We start from the raw sequence: 19,933 nt of genomic DNA, 5'->3' as shown, positions 1-19,933 counted from the left end.
AGAAGACGGATTATACGCACTTTCTCTAAAGCCTGCTCACTCTGGACAAGCAGGCATCCAGAATCACTGGAAATCGGCCTGATGCTGATCCAGCTGGGCCGCGGTCAGGACAAAAATACCGTGTCCACCCTGCTCAAAATCCAACCAGGTGAAAGGCACTGAGGGAAATTCAGCCTCCAGGGTGGGCCAGCTATTGCCCACCTCTACCACCAGCACCCCCTCATCCGACAGATGACTGCGCGCCTCCTTCAACAATCGACGGGTAAAGTCCAGGCCGTCATCACCGCTACCAAGGGCAATTTCGGGCTCTGCCTGAAATTCGGCAGGCATTGCCGCCAGATCTTCCGCATTGACATAAGGCGGATTGGTGACGATCAGATCAAACACTTGTCCCTGCAAATTCTCAAACAGATCGGACTCTACTGCCGCCACCTGATCTTCCAGGCGATGCAACTGAATATTGGAGCGAGCCACTTCAATCGCATCAGTAGAAATATCACTCAACACGACTTCCGCGTCCGTGAAGGTATCCGCACAGGCAATACCAATACAGCCACTGCCAGTACACAAATCGAGAATACGCGTTGGGTAGGTGGCCAACCAGGGTTCAAACCCCTGAGCGATGGTTTCCGCCAAGGGAGAACGGGGCACCAACACACGCTCGTCGACATTAAATTCCAACCCTGCAAACCAGGCTTTGCCCGTTAAATAGGCTGCCGGCACCCGCTCCTCTATGCGTCGTTCAATCAGATCAATCAAATGACGTCGCTCCGCCAGCGTCAAACGGGCATGCAACAGATGAGGAGGACTGTCCCACGGCAGGTGCAGGCTGGGCATAATCAGCTGCACAGCTTCGTCCCAGGCGTTGTCGGTCCCGTGGCCGAAAAACAGACCGGCGGCATTAAAACGACTGGTCGCCCAGCGCAGATAATCGCGAATTGACAGTAATTCCTGAATAGGTGATTCACGTTTTTCAATCAAGGGGACAACCTCAGAAAAATTTCAATTAAAGTCTGAGAGCTTGCGCTCAGCCAACGTTTAAAAATACAGCGCAGCCGCACTGGCACACAGCGTCATCACAAACAAAAACCACTTCAGCGTCTTCTGACTCACGTTCAGGGCCATCCCGACCCCCAGTTTGGCCCCCGTCATGGTGCCAACCGCCAGAATCAAACCGGGAATCCACGCAACCTGCCCCTGCCAGATAAACACGGCCAGAGCCACGGCAGTAAAAGCCGCAGAACACAGGAGCTTTAACGCATTGGCTCGAACCAGATCATAGCGCAGAACACCAGCCAGCGCGGCGATCAGGACAAAACCCACACCGGCTTGAACAAAGCCTCCGTAAAAGCCAGCCAGCAACAGTGCAATCCAGGCCTTGGGATTCCCTTTTACCTGTCCAGCAAGCTCGTCGGGACCCGGCATCACCGTAGACGGTTTCAACAGAATCAATAACGCCATGATCACCATAGTCCCTAAAAGAACCGGTTTCAGCAGGGATACAGGCAAAAACGACGCTGACAGGCCGCCCAGCAAGCCGCCAAGCAGTGTGGGAATCAAAATTCCCTTAAGATCGGTCCTCTCAAGCTTGCCATGCTTGTCAAAGCCCTTGAGTCCCACCACGCACTGACAAAAAACTCCCACGCGATTGGTCGCATTGGCGACATCAGCAGGCAACCCCATCATCATTAAGGCTGGCAATGTCAGATTGGAGCCTCCACCAGCCAGAGTATTGATCACTCCGGCGATCAGGCCCGTTCCCAGCAACAACGCAATAAAGCCCGGTGTCAATTCAAACATAACCTGCTCCACACCACACGATCCACCGCAAAATGCGGCACAGTCTACCCTTTTTTCCTAAAATCACCAGTAAACACCCAATGGACAGGAAAGATGGCCAATAAGAGACAAATATGGCGCGCCAATCAAAATGAAAAAAAACTTTACCGCCGCATAGGCTTCACGTAGGGTACAGCCCCCACAAGGCTCGCCAGAGCGATCACACCCCTTACCCGCCTGCCGGCAACAGCTAACGGAAATAAATGGCGATAAAGGGTATTTATGAACAAAAGATCCCTTGAGGAATCCCTGATGAAAGAGCAATACGCCAACATCATCCGTGCCATAGGCGAAGACCTCAATCGCCCCGGTTTACAGGACACCCCAAAACGCGCAGCCAAGGCCATGAAGTTTCTGACCCAGGGCTATCAGCAGTCTATTGATGAAGTGGTCAATGGAGCTCTGTTCCCGTCAGACTCCAGCGAGATGATCATTGTGAAAGACATCGAGCTGTATTCCATGTGTGAACACCACATGCTGCCGTTTATTGGCAAGGCGCACGTCGGCTACATTCCCACAGGTAAAGTGGTAGGACTTTCTAAAATTGCCCGTATCGTGGACATGTTTGCCCGCCGCCTGCAGATTCAGGAACAATTGACGGTTCAAATTGCAGAAACCATTCAGGACGTGACTGAAGCCGCTGGTGTCGGCGTCATTATTGAAGCGAAGCATATGTGCATGATGATGCGCGGGGTCGAAAAACAGAACTCATCGATGAAGACTTCGTCAATGCTGGGATGCTTCCGGGAAGATGCAGCCACCCGCACCGAATTCCTCTCCTTAATCCGCTGATTCACAACTGCAGCGAACTGACAAGGCTCCAACCATCTGCGAGCCTTGTTCTCCCCGTTCACTTCACTATCTTGACCAAATTGACGCCCGTCTCGCGACCATCGGGAATGGAATTGGGAACCAGACTCCCCAGACCATAGGCCTGCAAACTGTCTTCTGAGACCCCGGCATCCACCAATTGCTGAAGAATGCTCTGAGCAGCCGCCAGAGAGCGCTCACGCTGTTGCTCTAGGGTGCCAGCGGAAGCGTCCAATCCCACGATAGCAATGTGCCAGCTGCGTTGACTCCGCAGCGCTTTAACCACCGCGTCCAGCTGTTCTGGCTCCAGCTTGCCATCGGTCAATTCAGGCAACCTGAATTCATGTCCGCCCCGCAAACGCTCAGTCACCACTTCTGAACTGCTGAACAGATTGATACGGTTTGAGGTTGTTAATATATCGACCTGCACATAGCTGCGGCCAGTACCGCGCCTAACCGCGTAGAGCGCAATATAAGCCTGCTTGCCATCTTTGAGATTAAGGGCCATTGCTGAATAGTGCTGGTACTGATCCAGACCATACAGCTGCTTGATACCAAAGCGCTGATTAGCCCAGGTACCACTACTGCCACAGCGACGGGATTCGCAGAGAAACAGCTCCTGCGCGCCCATTTTTAACGCCTGATCCCGATAGAATTCGAACGCATCCTTCTCGGACTGGCTTTCGTCCAACTCCTGCGTCAGCCGGCTCAACTTGCCGCTCAGGCGCTGCTCTCGCTCGGCACGCCAACGGCCATCCACTTTTTTCAAAGTCCCCAGAGTCAGGATGTAATCGTTAACCTCAGCCTGACTCTCAAACATGACGGAAGCGGGTTCAAACCGAGCCAGAGAAAATGCAGAAACACTCGCCCCCCAAAAAATGCATAAAAGCGTAATACTGAGCAAAGGCAGAAATTTCATAGGCATTCGTAATCTTCTGTATTTCTTGTTGTTGTGTGCATTCAATACCGATCGTCGTTGATTGCGGATAACTGTTAACTGATAGCTGTTGACAGATAGTTGTTAACTACAGTCTAGCAACCCAGGAATCGGTTGAGTATCCCTGATATGTCCTCGACCTGCTCCTCCATGTGAAAGTGATGATTTCCGGGCAACCTTTCTATGGACCAGCTCTCAGGCACAGCCAGAGCATCCTCGAAACGACTCAACAATCCCTCTTCGGCCAATAACAGCTTGGCCGGTGCCTGTACTCGATTCACGAACGCAGCCACCTGCTCTGGAGACAATTTCAGTGCGGATGCGGTAGTCAGACGGGGATCGCTTCGCCAGCAGTAGCCCCCCTCAACCGCTTTGGAACCTCGCTCAACCAGAGCCCCTGCGGCTTCCGACGATAGCGCCCAAAGACCAACCATTCTGGCACGCACCATCAACTGGCGATCCTTGTAGACGCTGTGGGTCTTGACCTGGCGATTCTCAATGATGGATTTCGCCAGCTGCTCTGGTGCTTTCTCCGGAGGAACAGGCTGTGGCATAAAGCCATCCAGCAGCCCCAGATGGGTTATGCGCTCGGGAAAGGTACCCGCACACAAGGTACTTATGATGGCTCCCCGGGAATGCCCCAGCAGGGCAAACTGCTCCCACCCCAATTCATCGGCAATGGCAAACACCTCACCCACATCCTGCCAGATGTTATACGGCTCCTGATGGCGACGGTGATCACTGAGACCATGTCCCGCAGTATCCAGGGCAACCACATAGTGATTGCTCAACAGCGGCGACAAACGATAGAAGCTCGCACTGTTATCGAGCCAGCCATGCAAGGCCAGAACCGGCGGACAGGCCGGGTCACCCCAGGCCTGAGCGGCAAAGGTCATACCCTGTGCATGAATGTTGAGCTGAGACGGCTGTAATGGTTGATTGGAAGCGGAATCCAGTGAGTTAGAGGTCATGAAATAAGCAAACCATTGATTTCGGAAAGGCCCGTCACTGAGACATGCCGGGCTGTCTAAGCCAGCAAAGAGTACCACAAGCTCCGGCAACAACTTCAGATTCCACGTAGGCCAGTGCGCTGGTGCCCATGACATGCCGCCCGGGAGACAAACCGCACAACCAGTTAACCAGATCACCGACCAACGGCTGATGGCTAACAAGCAGAGGAACTTCCTGACTCATGGAGTCCAGCATTTGGGAAATTTCCGAGGGACGCCCTTCAGGAACCAGCAGATCTGAAGTTTCAACCGGCAAAGACAACAACTTTGAAGCCAAAGAAGCCGTCTGCTGCGCACGCACATAGGGGCTGGCGACAATTCGGGTAACGGAAGCCAGGTCCGCTTGAGATTCGGACAGGATGTCCAGTGTTTGCTGATAGCCCACGGAGGTCAGGGCTCTCTCCGGGTCACTGTCGGCAAACAGCTGCGCTTCGCCGTGCCGCAGAATAAAAGCTTGCATGCCCAACTCCAGCTTTCTTTGTGGTGTTCAATGTAATTGTTGATTTGGCTTGTTCGACGAAAGAAGCCAAATCAAAACGACTGACAAGGTGTAATCCCGGAACCGTGTCCGTTATTTTGAGTCTGGCCAATCCTGAAACGGGTAAGGTTTTTCTTCGCTGTTGTAACTCAGGAACTGCCAGGTCTGATAAATAAACACCGACAACGAATGGCCAAACTCTCTGAGGTTGTCGTTATTCTGTCCGGTAAACAGGGAAAACAGAAATTGCAGAATCACCACAACCCACATAACAGCAGCTGCCACCTGTAAAATCACAGCAAACAACACCATAAAGACCAGACGTAGCCAGTGTGTACTGGACAACAGATTTGACTTCATTTTTTCGTCCATATAACTACCCTTCCCAAAAGAGTTTTGTGAACAGATTCAGCTTTTGCCGGAGTACTCCACATCGCTGTTCTGTTCGCCCATCATCAGACCTTTAGCCACTTCGGCCAGCGGGCGCTGTTCAAATAAAATATCATACATACCACTCACCAGCGGCATATAGACACCCAACTCGTCCGCTTTGTGCTTAACGATCCGCACGGTGTTGACACCCTCGGCCACCTGACCAATCTCTTTGACAGCCTGTTCGAGAGTTTTGCCCTGCCCCAGAGCCTCACCAATGCGGTAGTTGCGACTCAAATCCGAAGTACAGGTCAGAATCAGATCACCCACACCGGCCAATCCCAGGAAAGTCATGGGGTCTGCGCCCAATTCGTGAGCAAAACGTCCCATCTCTGCCAGACTGCGTGTCAGCAACATCGCCTGGGTATTTTTTCCGGAACCCACAGCCACCGCCAGACCGGAAACAATTGCGTAGATATTTTTCAACGCCCCGCCCAGCTCGACGCCGTAGCGATCCTTATTGGCATACACCCTGAATGACGGTGAGCAAAGAATGTCCTGAATACACTTGATGACCGAGTCATCATCACTGGCGATCACAGATCCTGTTTGCTGTTGCTGGACGATTTCTTTGGCGAAGTTGGGACCACTCAGCACTCCAATACGCACCTGACTCAGTTCCTGCTCCAGAATCTGACTCATTAAAGTGAAGTTTTCCGATTCAATCCCCTTGGTCGTACTGATGACAATAGCATCAGGTTTGAGAAAGGGAGCCACCTGACGGGTGACATCTCGAAACGAGGAGCTGGGTACAGAAATAAAAACCACATCACTTTTGGAAACCGCCAGCTCCAGATCGGCGGTCATGGTGATGTTGTCATCCAGCACATAACCCGGCAAATACTCGGGGTTTTCGCGGGAGGCCTGACTCCGTGCTGCACGCTCAGCATCACGCATCCAAAGATAAGTGTGGTGGCCATTGACCGCAATAATGTTTGCGATCGCCGTGCCAAAGCTGCCACCGCCCAACACCGCAATGGTTAATTCGTTCGACATTAATGATTCTGCCCGATTGTGTGACGCACGTTTTACCTGCAACGAATGAGCTTAAAAATCGTCAATCGTTAAAAATGTGCAATGAAAAGAATAAATGGTGGAGAAGCCTCCATCCCGGATGCTGCCGCCCATAGCGTTATTATAGGGAAGCAAGTATGTATTACACAAAGATTAAGCGCAGGCGCCAAATCCCAAAGTGTCAAACTAAAGAAAATACGGCGCCAGTATGGCGCCGTATTGACCTGAGCGAGCTTACCGGAAGGCAGCACCTCAGGGGTATTGGATCAATTGCTCAATTCCAGCAGCAACTTGTTCAGTTTAGCCACGTAAGCAGCGGGGTCTTCCAAAGTCCCACCCTCTGCCAGAGAGGCCTGATCAAACAGGATATTCGCCAGATCAGCAAAACGATCTTCATCGGACTCATGATCCAGCTTATCCACCAGCGGATGCTCAGGATTGATTTCAAAGATTGGCTTGGAATCGGGTACTGCCTGACCAGCCTGCTCCAGCAGGCGACGCATTTGGGCGCCCATATCATGCTCACCAACCACCAGACAGGCAGGTGATCCGGTCAGACGATTGGTCACACGCACGTCTTCAACACGGCTTTCCAGCACATCCTTGACGCGTTTAACCAGATCTTCGTGCTGTTTGGCACTCTCTTCCTGTGCCTTTTTATCCTCTTCGGTATCCAGCTCACCGAGATCCAGCTGACCTTTACCCACATCCTGGAAATGCTTCTCTTTGTACTCCATCAAGTGGCCCATGAGCCACTCATCAACGCGGTCGGACAGCAACAGGACTTCGATATTCTTTTTACGCAGAGCTTCCAGGTGCGGACTGTTCTTGGCGGTGTTGAAGTTTTCAGCAGCCACGTAGTAGATTTTGTCCTGTCCCTCTTTCATGCGTTCGATGTACTGATCCAGAGACTGATCCTGCTCGGCTTTATCGGTATGCGTGGTAGAGAAACGCAACAGGGAAGCAATCTTCTCCCGGTTTGTGAAGTCTTCTGCAGGACCTTCTTTCAGAACATCACCAAACGCGCTCCAGAAAGTAGCGTAGTCTTCTGGCTTGTTTTTCGCCATTTTTGACAACATGTCCAGCACACGCTTGGTCAGTGCACTGCGCATGGCATCAATGTTGGGATCCTTCTGCAGGATCTCACGAGACACGTTCAAAGACAGATCATTGGAATCCACAACCCCTTTAATGAATCGCAGATACATCGGCAGAAACTGCTCGGCGTCATCCATGATAAAGGTACGCTGAACATAGAGTTTCAAACCGCGCGACGCTTCACGATTGTAGAGATCATAAGGTGCTTTTGCCGGAATATACAACAGGCTGGTGTAATCGAGTTTGCCCTCAACCCGGTTATGACTCCAGTTCAACGGATCCTGGAAGTCATGAGAAACATGCTTGTAAAACTCTTTGTACTCGTCATCGCTGATGTCGGAACGGGAACGTGTCCAGAGAGCAGTGGCACTGTTGATGGTTTCTTCTTCAGGCTCTTTCTTTTCTTCTTCCTCTCCCACGGCGTCTTTTTTCATGATGACAGGCAGGGAAATATGATCAGAGTATTTTTTGATGATGGAACGCAAACGCCAACCGTCAGCGAACTCTTCAGCATCTTTCTTCAGGTGCAAGACAATGGTCGTACCACGGGATGCTTTTTCAATAGTTTCAACGGTAAATTCAGCTTCACCGGTACACTCCCAGTGCACCCCTTCAGCAGCCGGAGTACCGGCACGACGGGTAAAGACTTCCACTCGATCGGCAACGATGAATGCAGAGTAGAAACCTACACCAAACTGACCAATCAACTGAGAGTCTTTCTTCTCATCGCCAGACAGGTTTTCCAGAAACTGTGCGGTACCGGACTTGGCAATGGTCCCCAAATGCTCAATCACGTCATCGCGGGTCATCCCGATGCCGTTATCGCTGATGGTGAGGGTTTTCGCGTCTTTGTCGAAGTCGATGCGAATGGCCAGCTCTGAATCATCTTCATACAGGCTGTCATCGGTGAGTGCTTTAAAACGCAGTTTATCCGCAGCGTCCGAAGCATTGGACACCAGTTCCCGCAGGAAAATCTCTTTATTGGAATAAAGAGAATGAATCATCAAGTGCAGTAATTGCTTCGCTTCGGTCTGAAAACCGCGAGTTTCTTTTTGCGCTTCCACAGTCATTTTTCAAAGGCTCCTGAACGTCTGTGTTTGGGAATTGATTGATATGACAGCAGAGATGGGGGTCGGTTAGAGAATTTCAAGGGGGATGAGAACAATACACACAGATAAGCCAACAGGCTGAGAATCAGCCCATTGGCTCGTTAACGCGGCTTATTCGATCAAAAATTGTGCTCTGGCTCGGGCCACCAGGTTTTCGGCATCGTCTTGCCAGCAATCTATGCCCACATTGACCAGCTTTCGCCCAAAACGAACAATTTCGCATCGGGCGTAAGTGTCCTTGTAGTGGCCGGGTCTCAGATAATCAATGCTGAAATCCACGACTTTCGGGACTTTCAAAACCTCCATCGACATCATCAAATGCAATATCGCCGACATCTCCATAAAACCGCCCAAAGCCCCGCCGTGAAGTGCGGGCAAGGTGGGGTTTCCAATATTACTGGCTTTGGGAGGCAGGCAGAATTCACCGGCTTCCGACCCCAATTTGATACCAATTAATCTGGCGTACGGGATGGCCTCAATGCACTCGGACCAGTCGCCACTCTCCTGGGCGCGGTGGACCAGCTCGGCAATACGGCTCATGATTTACCTCCTATCAACTTGTCATACGCGGCCAACATTGCGTCTCTGAACTCGCTGAAAGTCCCCTTCTCCATTCGCGAAAAATTACCCACTGCCTGAGCCACGGGCCGGTTCTTATCGCCCTGATGAGCAACCGCACGGGTAAAAATGACATAGCGTGACAACCGGTAAACTTCACCCACGGCATATATGGGCTTGTGTGGCTCTGCCGGCCCCAAGTGATCTATCCTCAAATCAATGGTTGGCGTCAACGCCAACTCTTCCAGAACCGTACTGGCAGAAAATCCACAACAACTGTCCAGCAAGGCAGTAATCACACCACCATGGATGACACCGGTCTCCGGGTTACCAACAATATCGTCAGAGTATCCGAGTTCCATAGTGACACTCCCCCTCTGGATATCAGTTACCTTGATACCCAAGGCATGGAAATGGTCCCCCTGATTGGCGACCATCAGCAATTCGCACATCTTGCGAACTTCATCCAAATCTACAGCCATCGCTTAATCCAACTTGTTATACTCATTACCTTCTGGCAAGACCGGCTATTATAGACCAAATGACTTGGTCAACAGTGGCCAAATATGCCTTGCCTTGTAACGGTTTCGCCCTGCTGTTCAGAATTCAACCTTCCGAGCCAGAAGTCGAAGCTTAAAAATGCCCGAACCAGTTCGGCCTGTGCTAATCTACTTTTTATGACGTTTTAATCTATAGACAAGGACGCTTACTATGCGAAAGCCCTATCTCCTTTTTCCTCTTACGGCAGCTATTCTCACAGGGTGTGGTATGCAGAGCGCAGAAGATGCTACTGTTGCCAATATGTCGACATGTGAAAAAGTCATGGCGCTGGTGGACGCTCATCCCAACAAATTTGAAAAGATCCGCCAGAACCTCCAGTCGACTCGTAAGATCACCGTCTGGGATGCTCGCTATAACCTGGTTGGCAAAAACTGCCAGATATGGGGCTGGGGTAGCGGAAAGACAGACTACATGTGCAGCCTGACCTCTCCCAATCAGGAGACCGCGAAAGAAAACTTTACCAAAGCCAAAGAGCTGACCCAGGCATGTCTAGGCAGCAGCTGGCAACTGACCGAAACCCCACGCAAGGTTGGCAATGGTATCAAGGCAGCTTTTTCACGTCCCAACAGTGATACAGTGGTTGCCCTGCACGCAGTGGAAACCCGTGGTGTCATAAAAGAAGAGTGGACCACCTACTTGTTTGTTGGCGACGCCAACAGTGATCTTTGAGTATCTGCCTTCCGCTCCAGGTTGCGTCAAAGCGCCCGCCCCTGTTTTAACAGGGGTTCGATGACACTGCATTGAGCACAGAGGCGATGAAGGCAAATTATTCAAGCATAAAAAAAGGCTGCATAAATGCAGCCTTTTTTCGAACTCATACCCGATAAGGGGTATCAACCAGCTCTTACCAGCCAGTCAGTTCTTTCAGTGCATCACCGATACCCGCCAGGGAGCGTACGGTTTTAACACCAGCGTCTTCCAGCGCAGCAAACTTCTCGTCAGCAGTACCTTTACCACCAGAGATGATTGCGCCAGCGTGACCCATGCGCTTACCAGCAGGTGCAGTAACACCAGCAATGTAAGAAACAACAGGCTTAGTGACGTTTGCCTTGATGTAGGCAGCGGCTTCTTCTTCAGCGGAACCGCCGATCTCACCGATCATAACAATCGCTTCGGTCTTTGGATCGTTCTCGAACATTTCCAGAACGTCGATGAAGTTGGTGCCTGGGATTGGGTCACCACCAATACCAACACAGGTAGACTGACCGAAACCGGCGTCAGTGGTTTGCTTAACCGCTTCATAGGTCAGAGTACCTGAACGGGAAACAATACCCACTTTACCTGGCAGGTGGATGTGACCTGGCATGATACCGATCTTACACTCGCCCGGAGTGATAACACCTGGGCAGTTAGGACCGATCAGACGTACACCCAGCTCGTCACACTTCACTTTACATTCCAGCATGTCCATCACAGGGATGTGCTCAGTGATACAAACAACCAGTTTGATACCAGCGTTAGCCGCTTCGAGGATAGAATCCTTACAGAATGGTGCAGGTACGTAGATGACAGATGCGTCTGCACCAGTAGCCTCAACCGCTTCAGCAACAGTGTTAAACACTGGCAGGCCCAGATGGGTAGTACCACCTTTACCTGGAGTTACACCGCCAACCATTTTGGTGCCGTAGGCGATAGCTTGCTCAGAGTGCATGGTACCCTGGGAACCAGTGAAACCCTGACAGATTACTTTTGTATCTTTGTTAATTAATACGCTCATTTGCTCGCCCCTTATTAACCTTTAGCCGCTTTAACAACTTGCTCTGCAGCATCGGTCAAGCTGGTTGCAGCAATAATGTTCAGACCGCTGTCAGCCAGTACTTTGGCACCTACGTCAGCGTTGTTACCTTCCAGGCGAACAACGACAGGTACTTTAACACCAACCTCTTCAACAGCGCCGATAACGCCTTCAGCGATCAGGTCACAGCGAACGATACCACCGAAAATGTTGATCAGTACGGCTTCAACATTGGTATCAGACAGAATGATTTTGAATGCTTCGATAACGCGCTCTTTGGTTGCACCGCCACCAACGTCCAGGAAGTTAGCAGGGTTGCCGCCGTGCAGCTTAACAATGTCCATGGTACCCATGGCCAGACCGGCACCGTTTACCATGCAACCGATGTTACCGTCGAGAGCTACGTAGTTCAGATCCCATTTGGCCGCATTGGCTTCACGCTCGTCTTCCTGAGTCGGATCGTTCATCGCGCTCAGCTCAGGGTGACGGTACAGGGCATTACCATCCAGTACGACTTTCGCATCCAGACAGTGCAGATCGTCTTCTGGAGTAATAACCAGAGGGTTGATTTCCAGCAGAGCCAGATCTTTCTCTTCGAACATCTTGGCCAGACCCAGGAAAATTTGGGTGAACTGCTTGATTTGCTTGCCTTCCAGACCCAGCTTAAACGCCAGCTCACGAGCCTGATATGGCTGAGCGCCAGTCAGTGGATCGATGGTCGCTTTCAGGATTTTCTCTGGAGTTTCTTCAGCAACTTTCTCGATTTCAACACCACCTTCAGTGGAGGCCATGAAAACGATACGACGGCTGGAGCGGTCAACAACAGCACCCAGGTACAATTCCTGAGCAATGTCAGTGCATGGCTCAACCAGGATACGACTTACAGGCTGACCGTTCTCGTCTGTCTGATAAGTCACCAGACGATTACCCAACCACTTTTTGGAAAACTCTTCGATTTCAGCTTTGCTGCTCACCAGTTTCACACCGCCCGCTTTACCGCGGCCACCAGCGTGTACTTGAGCTTTTACAACAAATTTATCACCACCGATGATATCGGCAGCGGCGACGGCTTCTGCTGATGTCGCTGCTGCGACACCTTTGGAAACAGGCAGGCCGTATTCGGCGAACAGCTGCTTACCTTGATACTCGTGCAAGTTCATGTCTACTTTCCATCCACTCGCGCCATTGGCGCTCGATTATTTCTATTATGACCAGAGCAATACTGGCCGTCAGGACTGAAGCTCTCAGCGGTAAATTCGCGGAAATACTCATTAAGAGATTCCCGCAAAACATCAACCGGCAGTGAAACTTCCCCTAGTGCGCATTAGTGTTTTTATTTACGCTTTTTACGGTTCGGCATGTGAATAGCGTGGCCATTCACTGCCAAGGCAGCTTCCTTAACAGCTTCTGAGAAAGTTGGGTGACCATGAACAGTCATACCAATATCCTCAGCAGTGGAGCCAAATTCCATGGCAATAGCTACCTGCTGCACTAAATCTGACGCGCTTGGGCCAACAATATGGCAACCCAATACACGATCTGTTTTCGCATCGGCGATGATTTTGACGAGACCCTCGGCCTCATCCGCCGCTACGGCACGACCAACAGCTACAAACGGGAAGGTTCCCACATTGTAGTCTTCGCCGTCTGCTTTCACCTGCTCCTCGGTGCGGCCGACTGAGGCCACTTCGGGGTGGGTGTAAATAACGTTGGGGATAATATCATAGTTCATCAGCGGCTTCTGGCCTGCGATGCGTTCAGCGACCATTACCCCTTCTTCTGAGCCTTTATGCGCCAACATAGGACCGCGAACTACATCACCAACGGCCCAAACGCCAGGAGCATTAGTGGAACACAGATCGTTGACATAAATAAAGCCGCGCTCATCCAGATTAACACCGCTGTCACCAGACAAAAGCCCTTCGGTATAAGGACGACGTCCGACACAGACGATTAACTTGTCGAAGGTTTCTTTTTGCTCGTTACCGTCTTTGTCGGTGTAAGTCACTTCGACTTCTTTACCTTTGACCTCAGTTCCGGTCACACGGCAGCTCAGACGAATATCCAGACCTTGTTTGGTCAGGATTTTCTTGGTTTCTTTCGCGATTTGCTGGTCCATCATGGCCAGAAAATCATCCATGGCTTCCAGACAAACGACTTCAGAGCCCAGACGACTCCATACACTGCCCAATTCCAGACCAATAACACCGGCACCAATTACACCCAAACGCTTTGGAACTTCCTGGAATTCCAGAGCGCCGGTAGAGTCAACAATGACATCGTTATCTACTGGGGCAACAGGGATATTTACCGGTACAGAACCTGAAGCCAGAATCACGTTTTCTGCTTCCAGAGTCTCGACTTTGCCTTCGTGATCGGTGAATTCAACTTTACGGCCGGCCAGCAATTTGCCTGTACCGTACAGCGAGGTCACTTTGTTGGCCTGAAACAACCCGGTAATACCACCGGACATTTGCTTAACAACCTTCGCCTTACGCTGAATCATGGTCGGCACGTCGATAGTGACGTCACCAGTGCCAATACCGTGAGCTTCGTATGACGCTTTTGCATCATGGTATTTGTGGGAGCTATCCAGCAGAGCCTTTGACGGGATACAGCCAACGTTCAGGCAAGTACCACCATTGATTCCTTTACCCTTGTCGTCTTTCCACTTTTCGATACAGGCTGTTTTCAGTCCCAATTGAGCGGCGCGAATGGCAGCCACATAGCCCGCAGGGCCAGAGCCAATGACAATTACATCGTATTTATCCGACATAGAAGTGTCCTAATGTAGAAATGTGCATAAATTCATAGCGGTTTCCGATGACAGTTCAATGAAACTGCTGTCTCGCATGGCGTGTAAAACCATCATCCGTCACCGCTAAAGCGATTGTTTCTGTGCTGATGAAGACTTCCGGCTTACAGCTCCAGCAGAATACGTGCAGGGTCTTCAATCATATCTTTGATGGCGACCAGGAACTGAACCGCATCCTTGCCATCAATCAAACGGTGATCGTAAGACAGAGCCAGATACATCATTGGCAAAATCTTCACTTCACCATCAACCGCCATTGGGCGCTCTTTGATCGAGTGCATACCCAGAATAGCTGCCTGAGGCTGATTCAGGATCGGAGTCGACATCAGGGAACCGAACACACCACCATTGGTGATTGAGAAGGTACCGCCGGTCATCTCTTCCATGGTCAGCTTGCCAGCCTGAGCGCGCATACCGAAATCACGAATGGTGTTTTCTACGGTCGCCAGACTCATGTTTTCAGCATTGCGCAATACAGGAACTACCAGACCTTTGTCAGTAGATACCGCAACGCTGACGTCTTGATAGCCGTGATAAACAATATCGTCGCCATCAATTGAGGCATTCACTGCAGGGAAACGACGCAGAGCTTCTACAGCTGCCTTAACGAAAAAGCCCATAAAGCCCAGACGGGTACCGTCGTGTGACTTTTCAAACTGCGCTTTGTACTTGTTGCGCAATTCCATAATCGGCGCCATGTTCACTTCGTTGAACGTGGTCAGCATCGCCGTGCCCTGACAAGTTTCCATCAGGCGCTCAGCAATACGCTTGCGCATACGAGTCATCGGCACACGCTTTTCGATGCGCTCGCCAGTCAGGGGAACACCGGCTGCTGCCGCAGCGGCAGTAATCGATTGAGCCTGAGATGCAGCAGCAGGAGCAGCCTGAGTCGTCGCAGGAGACGAAGAGCTGGAAGGCGCATTGACAACGTCCTCTTTGGTGATACGTCCGTCTTTGCCAGAACCTTTGACGGTGGACAGGTCTACGCCTTTCTCTTCAGCCAGTTTACGAGCTGAAGGACTGGCAATAGCCGCACCTGAGGCAGCTGTTTCAACAGCCTGGTCTTCTTCGGCCGCAGTGTGAGCTTCAGTGGAGGCAGCAACCTCTCCAGCAACGAACTTGGCAATCACTTCGTTGCTTAAAATGGTCTCGCCTTCGCCTTTGATGATCTCGGACAAGGAGCCATCGGCTGGAGCAACCACTTCCAGAACCACTTTATCGGTTTCAATATCAACAATCAGCTCATCACGGGAAACCGCTTCACCGGGTTGCTTATGCCAGGTAGCAATGGTGCCATCCTGTACAGATTCTGGAAAAGTTGGCGCTTTGATTTCAATAGTCATTCTTTGATCCTTTAGCGTTTCGCTAACAATATGCCTAGCTGAGCCCGACGCGGGCCTCTGTGTCAAAGTTCACCTGTTTAACACGCGTCTTCTTAAAGCCAGTACGTCAGCCAGTGCGTTGTTTGCAGGTATTCGTATAACCTTTTTTGTTTATTCAGCCGAATTATCCGACCGTCAGAGCCTCACTGATGAAGCGGTTTTGTTCTTCCATGTGGATGGACATATAACCGGCTGCAGGCGCCGCAGATGCGCTACGTCCTACATAGCTCAGATAAAGATCCGGATTCAGATCAAACAAAACACGACGCATGTGATGCTGGCTGCTGTACCAGGCACCCTGATTCATCGGCTCTTCCTGACACCAAACCACCTCTTTCAGGTTGGTAAACGGCGTCAATGCAGCCATCAGCTCTTCTTCAGGGAAAGGATACAACTGCTCGAGACGCACCAGAGCGACATCATCCTGCCCCCCTTCCATGCGCGCTTCGAGAAGGTGGTAATAAACTTTACCGCTACACAAGACAACACGCTTGACCTTCTCAGGCTCGAGTTCATGCTCACCAATGACATTCTGGAAAGCCCCGGTAGACAGCTCTTCCAGAGACGATGTGGCCAACTTGTGACGCAGAATCCATTTCGGACTCATAACCACCAGCGGACGACGCATCGGACGAACAGCCTGACGACGCAGCATGTGGAATACCTGAGCAGGAGTGGTCGGTATACACACCTGAATATTGTGTTCTGCACACAATTGCATGAAGCGCTCAAGACGTGCCGATGAGTGTTCAGGCCCCTGACCTTCATAACCGTGAGGCAACAGCATGGTCAGACCACACAGGCGCCCCCACTTATGCTCGCCACTGGTAATAAACTGATCGATAACCACCTGCGCACCGTTGGCAAAATCACCGAACTGAGCTTCCCAGATAACCAGAGCGTTGGGCGTGGTTGTGGCATAACCATATTCGAAAGCCAGCACCGCCTCTTCCGACAACAGGGAATCGTAGATATCGAATGCCGGCTGATCGTCTTTCAGCTGGCTTAACGGACGATAAGCTGTTCCGTCTTTTTGGTTGTGAACAACCGCATGACGGTGGGAGAAAGTACCACGGCCTACGTCCTGACCAGTAAGACGCACACGCATGCCCTGATCCAGAATCGTGGCATAAGCCAAAGTCTCAGCCATACCCCAGTTAATGGGCATGGCTCCACTGGCCATTTTGCGACGGTCATCGTAAATTTTCTGAACCTGACGCTGCACCTGAATACCGTCTGGGATTTCACACATTTTATGAGCGAGATCCTGCAGAGCTTTCAGGTCATAGCCTGTATCGGCAGGTGTTTGCCAATGGTGGCCAATATAAGGCGCCCAGTCCACAAACAGAGATTTATCAGGTTCACTGACAAGTCCCTTGGCAACATGCTCACCACGATCCAGAGCCGCACGATAATCGTTGGCCATTTCATCCGCTTCGGCTTGAGTAACCACGCCTTCCGAGACCATTTTTTCAGCCATCAGCGTACGCGTGGTTTTATGCTTACGGATATTCTGGTACATCAACGGCTGAGTTGAAGAAGGCTCATCCGTCTCGTTATGACCGCGACGACGGTAGCAAACCAGATCAATAACCACGTCTTTCTTGAACTCGTAACGGTAATCCATCGCCAGCAAAGTGACGAACATAACCGCTTCCGGATCATCCGCATTGACGTGGAAAATCGGAGCTTCGATCACTTTAGCAACGTCTGTACAGTACTCTGTAGAACGCGCATCTTCGCGACGACTGGTCGTGAAACCGACCTGGTTATTGATAACGATGTGCAGGGTTCCACCGGTATGGTAGGCACGAGTCTGCGACATCTGGAAGGTTTCCATCACCACACCCTGACCAGCAAAAGCCGCATCACCGTGAACGGAGATAGGAACAACCTTATTACCCTCTGAGTCGTCTCGGCGATCCTGGCGGGCACGCACGGAGCCCTCAACTACCGGAGATACAATTTCCAGGTGGGATGGGTTGAAAGACATCGCCAGATGCACTTCACCACCCGGGGTCATGACGTTGGAGGAGAAACCCTGGTGGTATTTCACATCACCGGAACTGTCGATCAGGCGCTTGCCTTCAAATTCATCGAACAGATCAGAAGGGTTTTTACCTAAGGTGTTAACAAGGGTATTCAGACGACCACGGTGAGCCATACCCAGAACAATTTCCTTGGCACCGTGTTCACCGGCGCGACGAATCAAGCCATCCAGCAGTGGAATGAAGCTCTCGCCACCTTCCAGACCAAAACGCTTGGTACCAGGATACTTACTGTCGAGGTGACGTTCGAGTCCCTCAGCGGCAGTCAGACGCTCCAGGATATGCTTGCGAAAATCGCTTTCAAAAGCGGGCTTGGAACGCACACTTTCCAGGCGCTGCTGCAGCCACTGCTTCTCGGCGAAATTGGTGATGTGCATGATCTCTGGACCCACAGAGCCACAATAGGTCTGCTCCAGAGCATCAATAATTTCACGCAGAGGGGCTTCCGTCTTGCCGAAGAATGTATTAGCCGTCTGGAAGACAGTGTCCAGATCCGCATCGGTCAGACCGTGGAATCTCAAATCCAGATCAGGGACGGTTTCACGCACCATCAATCCCAAAGGATCGAGCTTGGCTTTTTGATGCCCGCGGAAACGGTAGGAGCTGATCAGCTGAACTACTTTGACCTGCTTGAGTTCGTGTTCGATATTGGAACTGCCTGAACCCGGTGCTGCCAGTGGACGCGCACGATTCTTGCCCAACAGTTCGAAATATTCACGAATGACGGAGTGAGGAGTATCCTGAGAAACGACCCCTTCGACGCGTGGTAACTGGTCGAAGTAATTACGCCACTCTTCAGGAACAGCGTTTGGATCATGTAAATAGGTATCGTAGAGATCTTCAACATAGGAGGCATTCCCACCGGATAAATAGGAAGTGCTCCACTGCTTCTCCATGATGCTTTCTTGCATTTGTGCCCACCTTTACACAGGGCAGTGCTTACCGCGCAAGCAAATACAATGTGACAACCTATCTGACACGGCTCCACCATCCATAATCCTGCCGATGAGACCACCTTCCGGCACACAGATTATGTCAGATACTTTTGACTCTCTGGCATTACACCAAAATCAAAAGGTGCGTGAACCCCGTGAGAAACAAGCAGACATTGCTTATCTACCTCACACAGTTAGCTCGGGAACCCAATGTTTTCAGGCCGCCCGATTACCCCTGCTATTACTAGCGATTAGCTAACAGTTAAAACCCTATCTTGTGGATAGTGTTCCGCTCTTTATGGATAAGCCAGCTCAATAATGAGCTGGCTCCCAACTTTTTTACTTTTATTAAGCCTCGCCACTGAAACCTGTCTTTTAAACACGTGACTCAATGGGTGACTTGGGTCTCTGCACTAAATTTGGATCAAGCTATTGAGATGCCGCCTCTGCGGGCGGCTATCATCATTAAGTTGCGCTTTGCAGCAACATATTCCGAATGTGGCCAATGGCCCGGGTCGGATTCAGACCTTTCGGACAAACAGATACGCAGTTCTGAATACCATGACAACGGAATACACTGAATGGATCATCCAGGCTGGCCAGACGGCTCTCAGTGGCAGTATCACGACTATCGGCCAGGAAGCGGTAAGCTTGAAGCAAACCAGCAGGGCCGATGAATTTATCGGGATTCCACCAGAAAGAAGGACAACTGGTAGAACAACATGCACACAAAATACACTCGTACAGACCATCCAGCTTGGCACGATCTTCAGGAGACTGAAGACGCTCAATAGCAGGAGCTGGAGTATCGTTCTGCAAGTAAGGCTCGATCTTCTTGTACTGTGCGTAGAACTGGCTCATATCAATAACCAGATCACGAATCACCGGCAGACCTGGCAAAGGACGCAGAATCAGGGTGTTGTTTTTAACACTCTCTGACAGCGGTTTGATACAAGCCAGACCGTTCTTGCCATTGATGTTCATGCCGTCGGAACCACACACACCTTCACGGCATGAGCGACGGAAAGCCAGGCTTGGATCCTGGGCTTTCAGCATTTCCAGTACATCCAGAACCATCAGGTCTTTACCCTGAGTATCGATTTCATACTTCTGCATGTATGGAGCCGAGTCGGTCTCAGGGTTATAACGATAAACTTCTACTTTCAACATTA

Annotated in this window: 18 protein-coding genes; 2 read left to right on the top strand and 16 right to left on the bottom strand. The window is 51.0% G+C overall.

Annotation, left to right across the window (positions count from 1 at the left end; all coding sequences use genetic code 11):
• Positions 1-63: 63 nt before the first annotated feature.
• Both prmB and KOI40_RS10800 read right to left on the bottom strand, forming a co-directional pair.
• Positions 64-981, bottom strand: coding sequence for a 50S ribosomal protein L3 N(5)-glutamine methyltransferase (gene prmB / locus KOI40_RS10805; RefSeq protein WP_233710187.1), 918 nt, complete (start codon positions 979-981; stop codon positions 64-66).
• A 57-nt stretch (positions 982-1,038) separates the two neighbouring features.
• Positions 1,039-1,800, bottom strand: coding sequence for a sulfite exporter TauE/SafE family protein (locus KOI40_RS10800; protein WP_216097519.1), 762 nt, complete (start codon positions 1,798-1,800; stop codon positions 1,039-1,041).
• 291 nt (positions 1,801-2,091) lie between these two features.
• On the opposite strand from KOI40_RS10800, the gene folE reads away from it, so the two are divergent.
• Positions 2,092-2,631, top strand: coding sequence for a GTP cyclohydrolase I FolE (gene folE / locus KOI40_RS10795; RefSeq protein ID WP_304504211.1), 540 nt, complete (start codon positions 2,092-2,094; stop codon positions 2,629-2,631).
• 58 nt (positions 2,632-2,689) lie between these two features.
• On the opposite strand, the gene KOI40_RS10790 is transcribed toward folE, so the two are convergent.
• The 8 genes from KOI40_RS10790 to KOI40_RS10755 form a co-directional block, all read right to left on the bottom strand.
• Positions 2,690-3,574, bottom strand: a complete 885-nt coding sequence (locus KOI40_RS10790) for a DUF4892 domain-containing protein (RefSeq protein ID WP_216097517.1) — start codon at positions 3,572-3,574, stop codon at positions 2,690-2,692.
• Positions 3,575-3,681: 107 nt separating this feature from the next.
• A complete protein-coding gene (locus KOI40_RS10785; RefSeq protein WP_216097516.1) occupies positions 3,682-4,557 on the bottom strand; it encodes an alpha/beta hydrolase in 876 nt (291 codons plus the stop codon).
• A 34-nt stretch (positions 4,558-4,591) separates the two neighbouring features.
• On the bottom strand, positions 4,592-5,056 hold the full coding sequence (gene sixA / locus KOI40_RS10780) for a phosphohistidine phosphatase SixA (RefSeq protein WP_216097515.1): 465 nt from the start codon (positions 5,054-5,056) through the stop codon (positions 4,592-4,594).
• Positions 5,057-5,167: 111 nt separating this feature from the next.
• Positions 5,168-5,434, bottom strand: a complete 267-nt coding sequence (locus KOI40_RS10775; protein ID WP_216097514.1) for a DUF4389 domain-containing protein — start codon at positions 5,432-5,434, stop codon at positions 5,168-5,170.
• A 48-nt stretch (positions 5,435-5,482) separates the two neighbouring features.
• Positions 5,483-6,502 (bottom strand): NAD(P)H-dependent glycerol-3-phosphate dehydrogenase, encoded by a 1,020-nt coding sequence (locus tag KOI40_RS10770; protein ID WP_216097513.1) that lies wholly within the window; start codon positions 6,500-6,502, stop codon positions 5,483-5,485.
• 284 nt (positions 6,503-6,786) lie between these two features.
• The gene (gene htpG / locus KOI40_RS10765) at positions 6,787-8,688 is read right to left on the bottom strand and encodes a molecular chaperone HtpG (RefSeq protein WP_216097512.1); all 1,902 of its coding nucleotides are present in this window, start codon (positions 8,686-8,688) and stop codon (positions 6,787-6,789) included.
• Between the two features lie 150 nt (positions 8,689-8,838).
• Positions 8,839-9,267 (bottom strand): PaaI family thioesterase, encoded by a 429-nt coding sequence (locus tag KOI40_RS10760; RefSeq protein WP_216097511.1) that lies wholly within the window; start codon positions 9,265-9,267, stop codon positions 8,839-8,841.
• Entirely contained in the window at positions 9,264-9,767 is a 504-nt protein-coding gene (locus tag KOI40_RS10755; protein ID WP_216097510.1) for a PaaI family thioesterase, read from the bottom strand. Before KOI40_RS10755 ends, KOI40_RS10760 begins: the two co-directional genes overlap by 4 nt.
• Positions 9,768-10,053: 286 nt before the next feature.
• Here KOI40_RS10755 and KOI40_RS10750 point away from each other — a divergent pair, with 286 nt between their 5' ends.
• Positions 10,054-10,515 (top strand): hypothetical protein, encoded by a 462-nt coding sequence (locus tag KOI40_RS10750; protein ID WP_216097509.1) that lies wholly within the window; start codon positions 10,054-10,056, stop codon positions 10,513-10,515.
• A gap of 175 nt (positions 10,516-10,690) precedes the next feature.
• Here the strand turns inward: KOI40_RS10750 and sucD are convergent, their stop codons facing one another.
• The 6 genes from sucD to KOI40_RS10720 all read right to left on the bottom strand — a co-directional run bounded on the left by sucD (position 10,691) and on the right by KOI40_RS10720 (position 19,931).
• Positions 10,691-11,563: a succinate--CoA ligase subunit alpha gene (gene sucD, locus KOI40_RS10745; RefSeq protein ID WP_216097508.1), complete on the bottom strand. Its 873-nt coding sequence runs from the start codon at positions 11,561-11,563 to the stop codon at positions 10,691-10,693.
• A gap of 14 nt (positions 11,564-11,577) precedes the next feature.
• The gene (gene sucC, locus KOI40_RS10740; protein WP_216097507.1) at positions 11,578-12,741 is read right to left on the bottom strand and encodes an ADP-forming succinate--CoA ligase subunit beta; all 1,164 of its coding nucleotides are present in this window, start codon (positions 12,739-12,741) and stop codon (positions 11,578-11,580) included.
• Between the two features lie 173 nt (positions 12,742-12,914).
• Positions 12,915-14,357: a dihydrolipoyl dehydrogenase gene (lpdA, locus tag KOI40_RS10735; protein WP_216097506.1), complete on the bottom strand. Its 1,443-nt coding sequence runs from the start codon at positions 14,355-14,357 to the stop codon at positions 12,915-12,917.
• A gap of 143 nt (positions 14,358-14,500) precedes the next feature.
• On the bottom strand, positions 14,501-15,739 hold the full coding sequence (gene odhB, locus KOI40_RS10730) for a 2-oxoglutarate dehydrogenase complex dihydrolipoyllysine-residue succinyltransferase (protein ID WP_216097505.1): 1,239 nt from the start codon (positions 15,737-15,739) through the stop codon (positions 14,501-14,503).
• 163 nt (positions 15,740-15,902) lie between these two features.
• Positions 15,903-18,737: a 2-oxoglutarate dehydrogenase E1 component gene (locus tag KOI40_RS10725; protein WP_216097504.1), complete on the bottom strand. Its 2,835-nt coding sequence runs from the start codon at positions 18,735-18,737 to the stop codon at positions 15,903-15,905.
• Positions 18,738-19,226: 489 nt separating this feature from the next.
• Positions 19,227-19,931 carry a succinate dehydrogenase iron-sulfur subunit gene (locus KOI40_RS10720; RefSeq protein WP_233710186.1) on the bottom strand — a complete coding sequence of 235 codons (705 nt, stop codon included), beginning with the start codon at positions 19,929-19,931 and terminating at the stop codon, positions 19,227-19,229.
• Positions 19,932-19,933: the final 2 nt, after the last annotated feature.

The sequence above is a fragment of the Pseudomaricurvus albidus genome (assembly GCF_018863235.1).
In the GTDB taxonomy this organism is placed as follows: Bacteria; Pseudomonadota; Gammaproteobacteria; order Pseudomonadales; family Cellvibrionaceae; genus Pseudomaricurvus; species Pseudomaricurvus albidus.
The sequence above is the reverse complement of the archived record's forward strand: the minus strand, read 5'-3'. Positions and strand labels throughout refer to the sequence as shown.

What these genes read in the sequence shown, in the direction of transcription:
- KOI40_RS10800 (WP_216097519.1), bottom strand. Translation starts at nt 1,800, where the DNA reads ATGTTTGAATTGACACCGGGCTTTATTGCGTTGTTGCTGGGAACGGGC.
- folE (WP_304504211.1), top strand. Translation starts at nt 2,092, where the DNA reads ATGAAAGAGCAATACGCCAACATCATCCGTGCCATAGGCGAAGACCTC.
- KOI40_RS10790 (WP_216097517.1), bottom strand. Translation starts at nt 3,574, where the DNA reads ATGCCTATGAAATTTCTGCCTTTGCTCAGTATTACGCTTTTATGCATT.
- KOI40_RS10785 (WP_216097516.1), bottom strand. Translation starts at nt 4,557, where the DNA reads ATGACCTCTAACTCACTGGATTCCGCTTCCAATCAACCATTACAGCCG.
- sixA (WP_216097515.1), bottom strand. Translation starts at nt 5,056, where the DNA reads ATGCAAGCTTTTATTCTGCGGCACGGCGAAGCGCAGCTGTTTGCCGAC.
- KOI40_RS10775 (WP_216097514.1), bottom strand. Translation starts at nt 5,434, where the DNA reads ATGAAGTCAAATCTGTTGTCCAGTACACACTGGCTACGTCTGGTCTTT.
- KOI40_RS10770 (WP_216097513.1), bottom strand. Translation starts at nt 6,502, where the DNA reads ATGTCGAACGAATTAACCATTGCGGTGTTGGGCGGTGGCAGCTTTGGC.
- htpG (WP_216097512.1), bottom strand. Translation starts at nt 8,688, where the DNA reads ATGACTGTGGAAGCGCAAAAAGAAACTCGCGGTTTTCAGACCGAAGCG.
- KOI40_RS10760 (WP_216097511.1), bottom strand. Translation starts at nt 9,267, where the DNA reads ATGAGCCGTATTGCCGAGCTGGTCCACCGCGCCCAGGAGAGTGGCGAC.
- KOI40_RS10755 (WP_216097510.1), bottom strand. Translation starts at nt 9,767, where the DNA reads ATGGCTGTAGATTTGGATGAAGTTCGCAAGATGTGCGAATTGCTGATG.
- KOI40_RS10750 (WP_216097509.1), top strand. Translation starts at nt 10,054, where the DNA reads ATGCAGAGCGCAGAAGATGCTACTGTTGCCAATATGTCGACATGTGAA.
- sucD (WP_216097508.1), bottom strand. Translation starts at nt 11,563, where the DNA reads ATGAGCGTATTAATTAACAAAGATACAAAAGTAATCTGTCAGGGTTTC.
- sucC (WP_216097507.1), bottom strand. Translation starts at nt 12,741, where the DNA reads ATGAACTTGCACGAGTATCAAGGTAAGCAGCTGTTCGCCGAATACGGC.
- lpdA (WP_216097506.1), bottom strand. Translation starts at nt 14,357, where the DNA reads ATGTCGGATAAATACGATGTAATTGTCATTGGCTCTGGCCCTGCGGGC.
- odhB (WP_216097505.1), bottom strand. Translation starts at nt 15,739, where the DNA reads ATGACTATTGAAATCAAAGCGCCAACTTTTCCAGAATCTGTACAGGAT.
- KOI40_RS10725 (WP_216097504.1), bottom strand. Translation starts at nt 18,737, where the DNA reads ATGCAAGAAAGCATCATGGAGAAGCAGTGGAGCACTTCCTATTTATCC.
- KOI40_RS10720 (WP_233710186.1), bottom strand. Translation starts at nt 19,931, where the DNA reads ATGTTGAAAGTAGAAGTTTATCGTTATAACCCTGAGACCGACTCGGCT.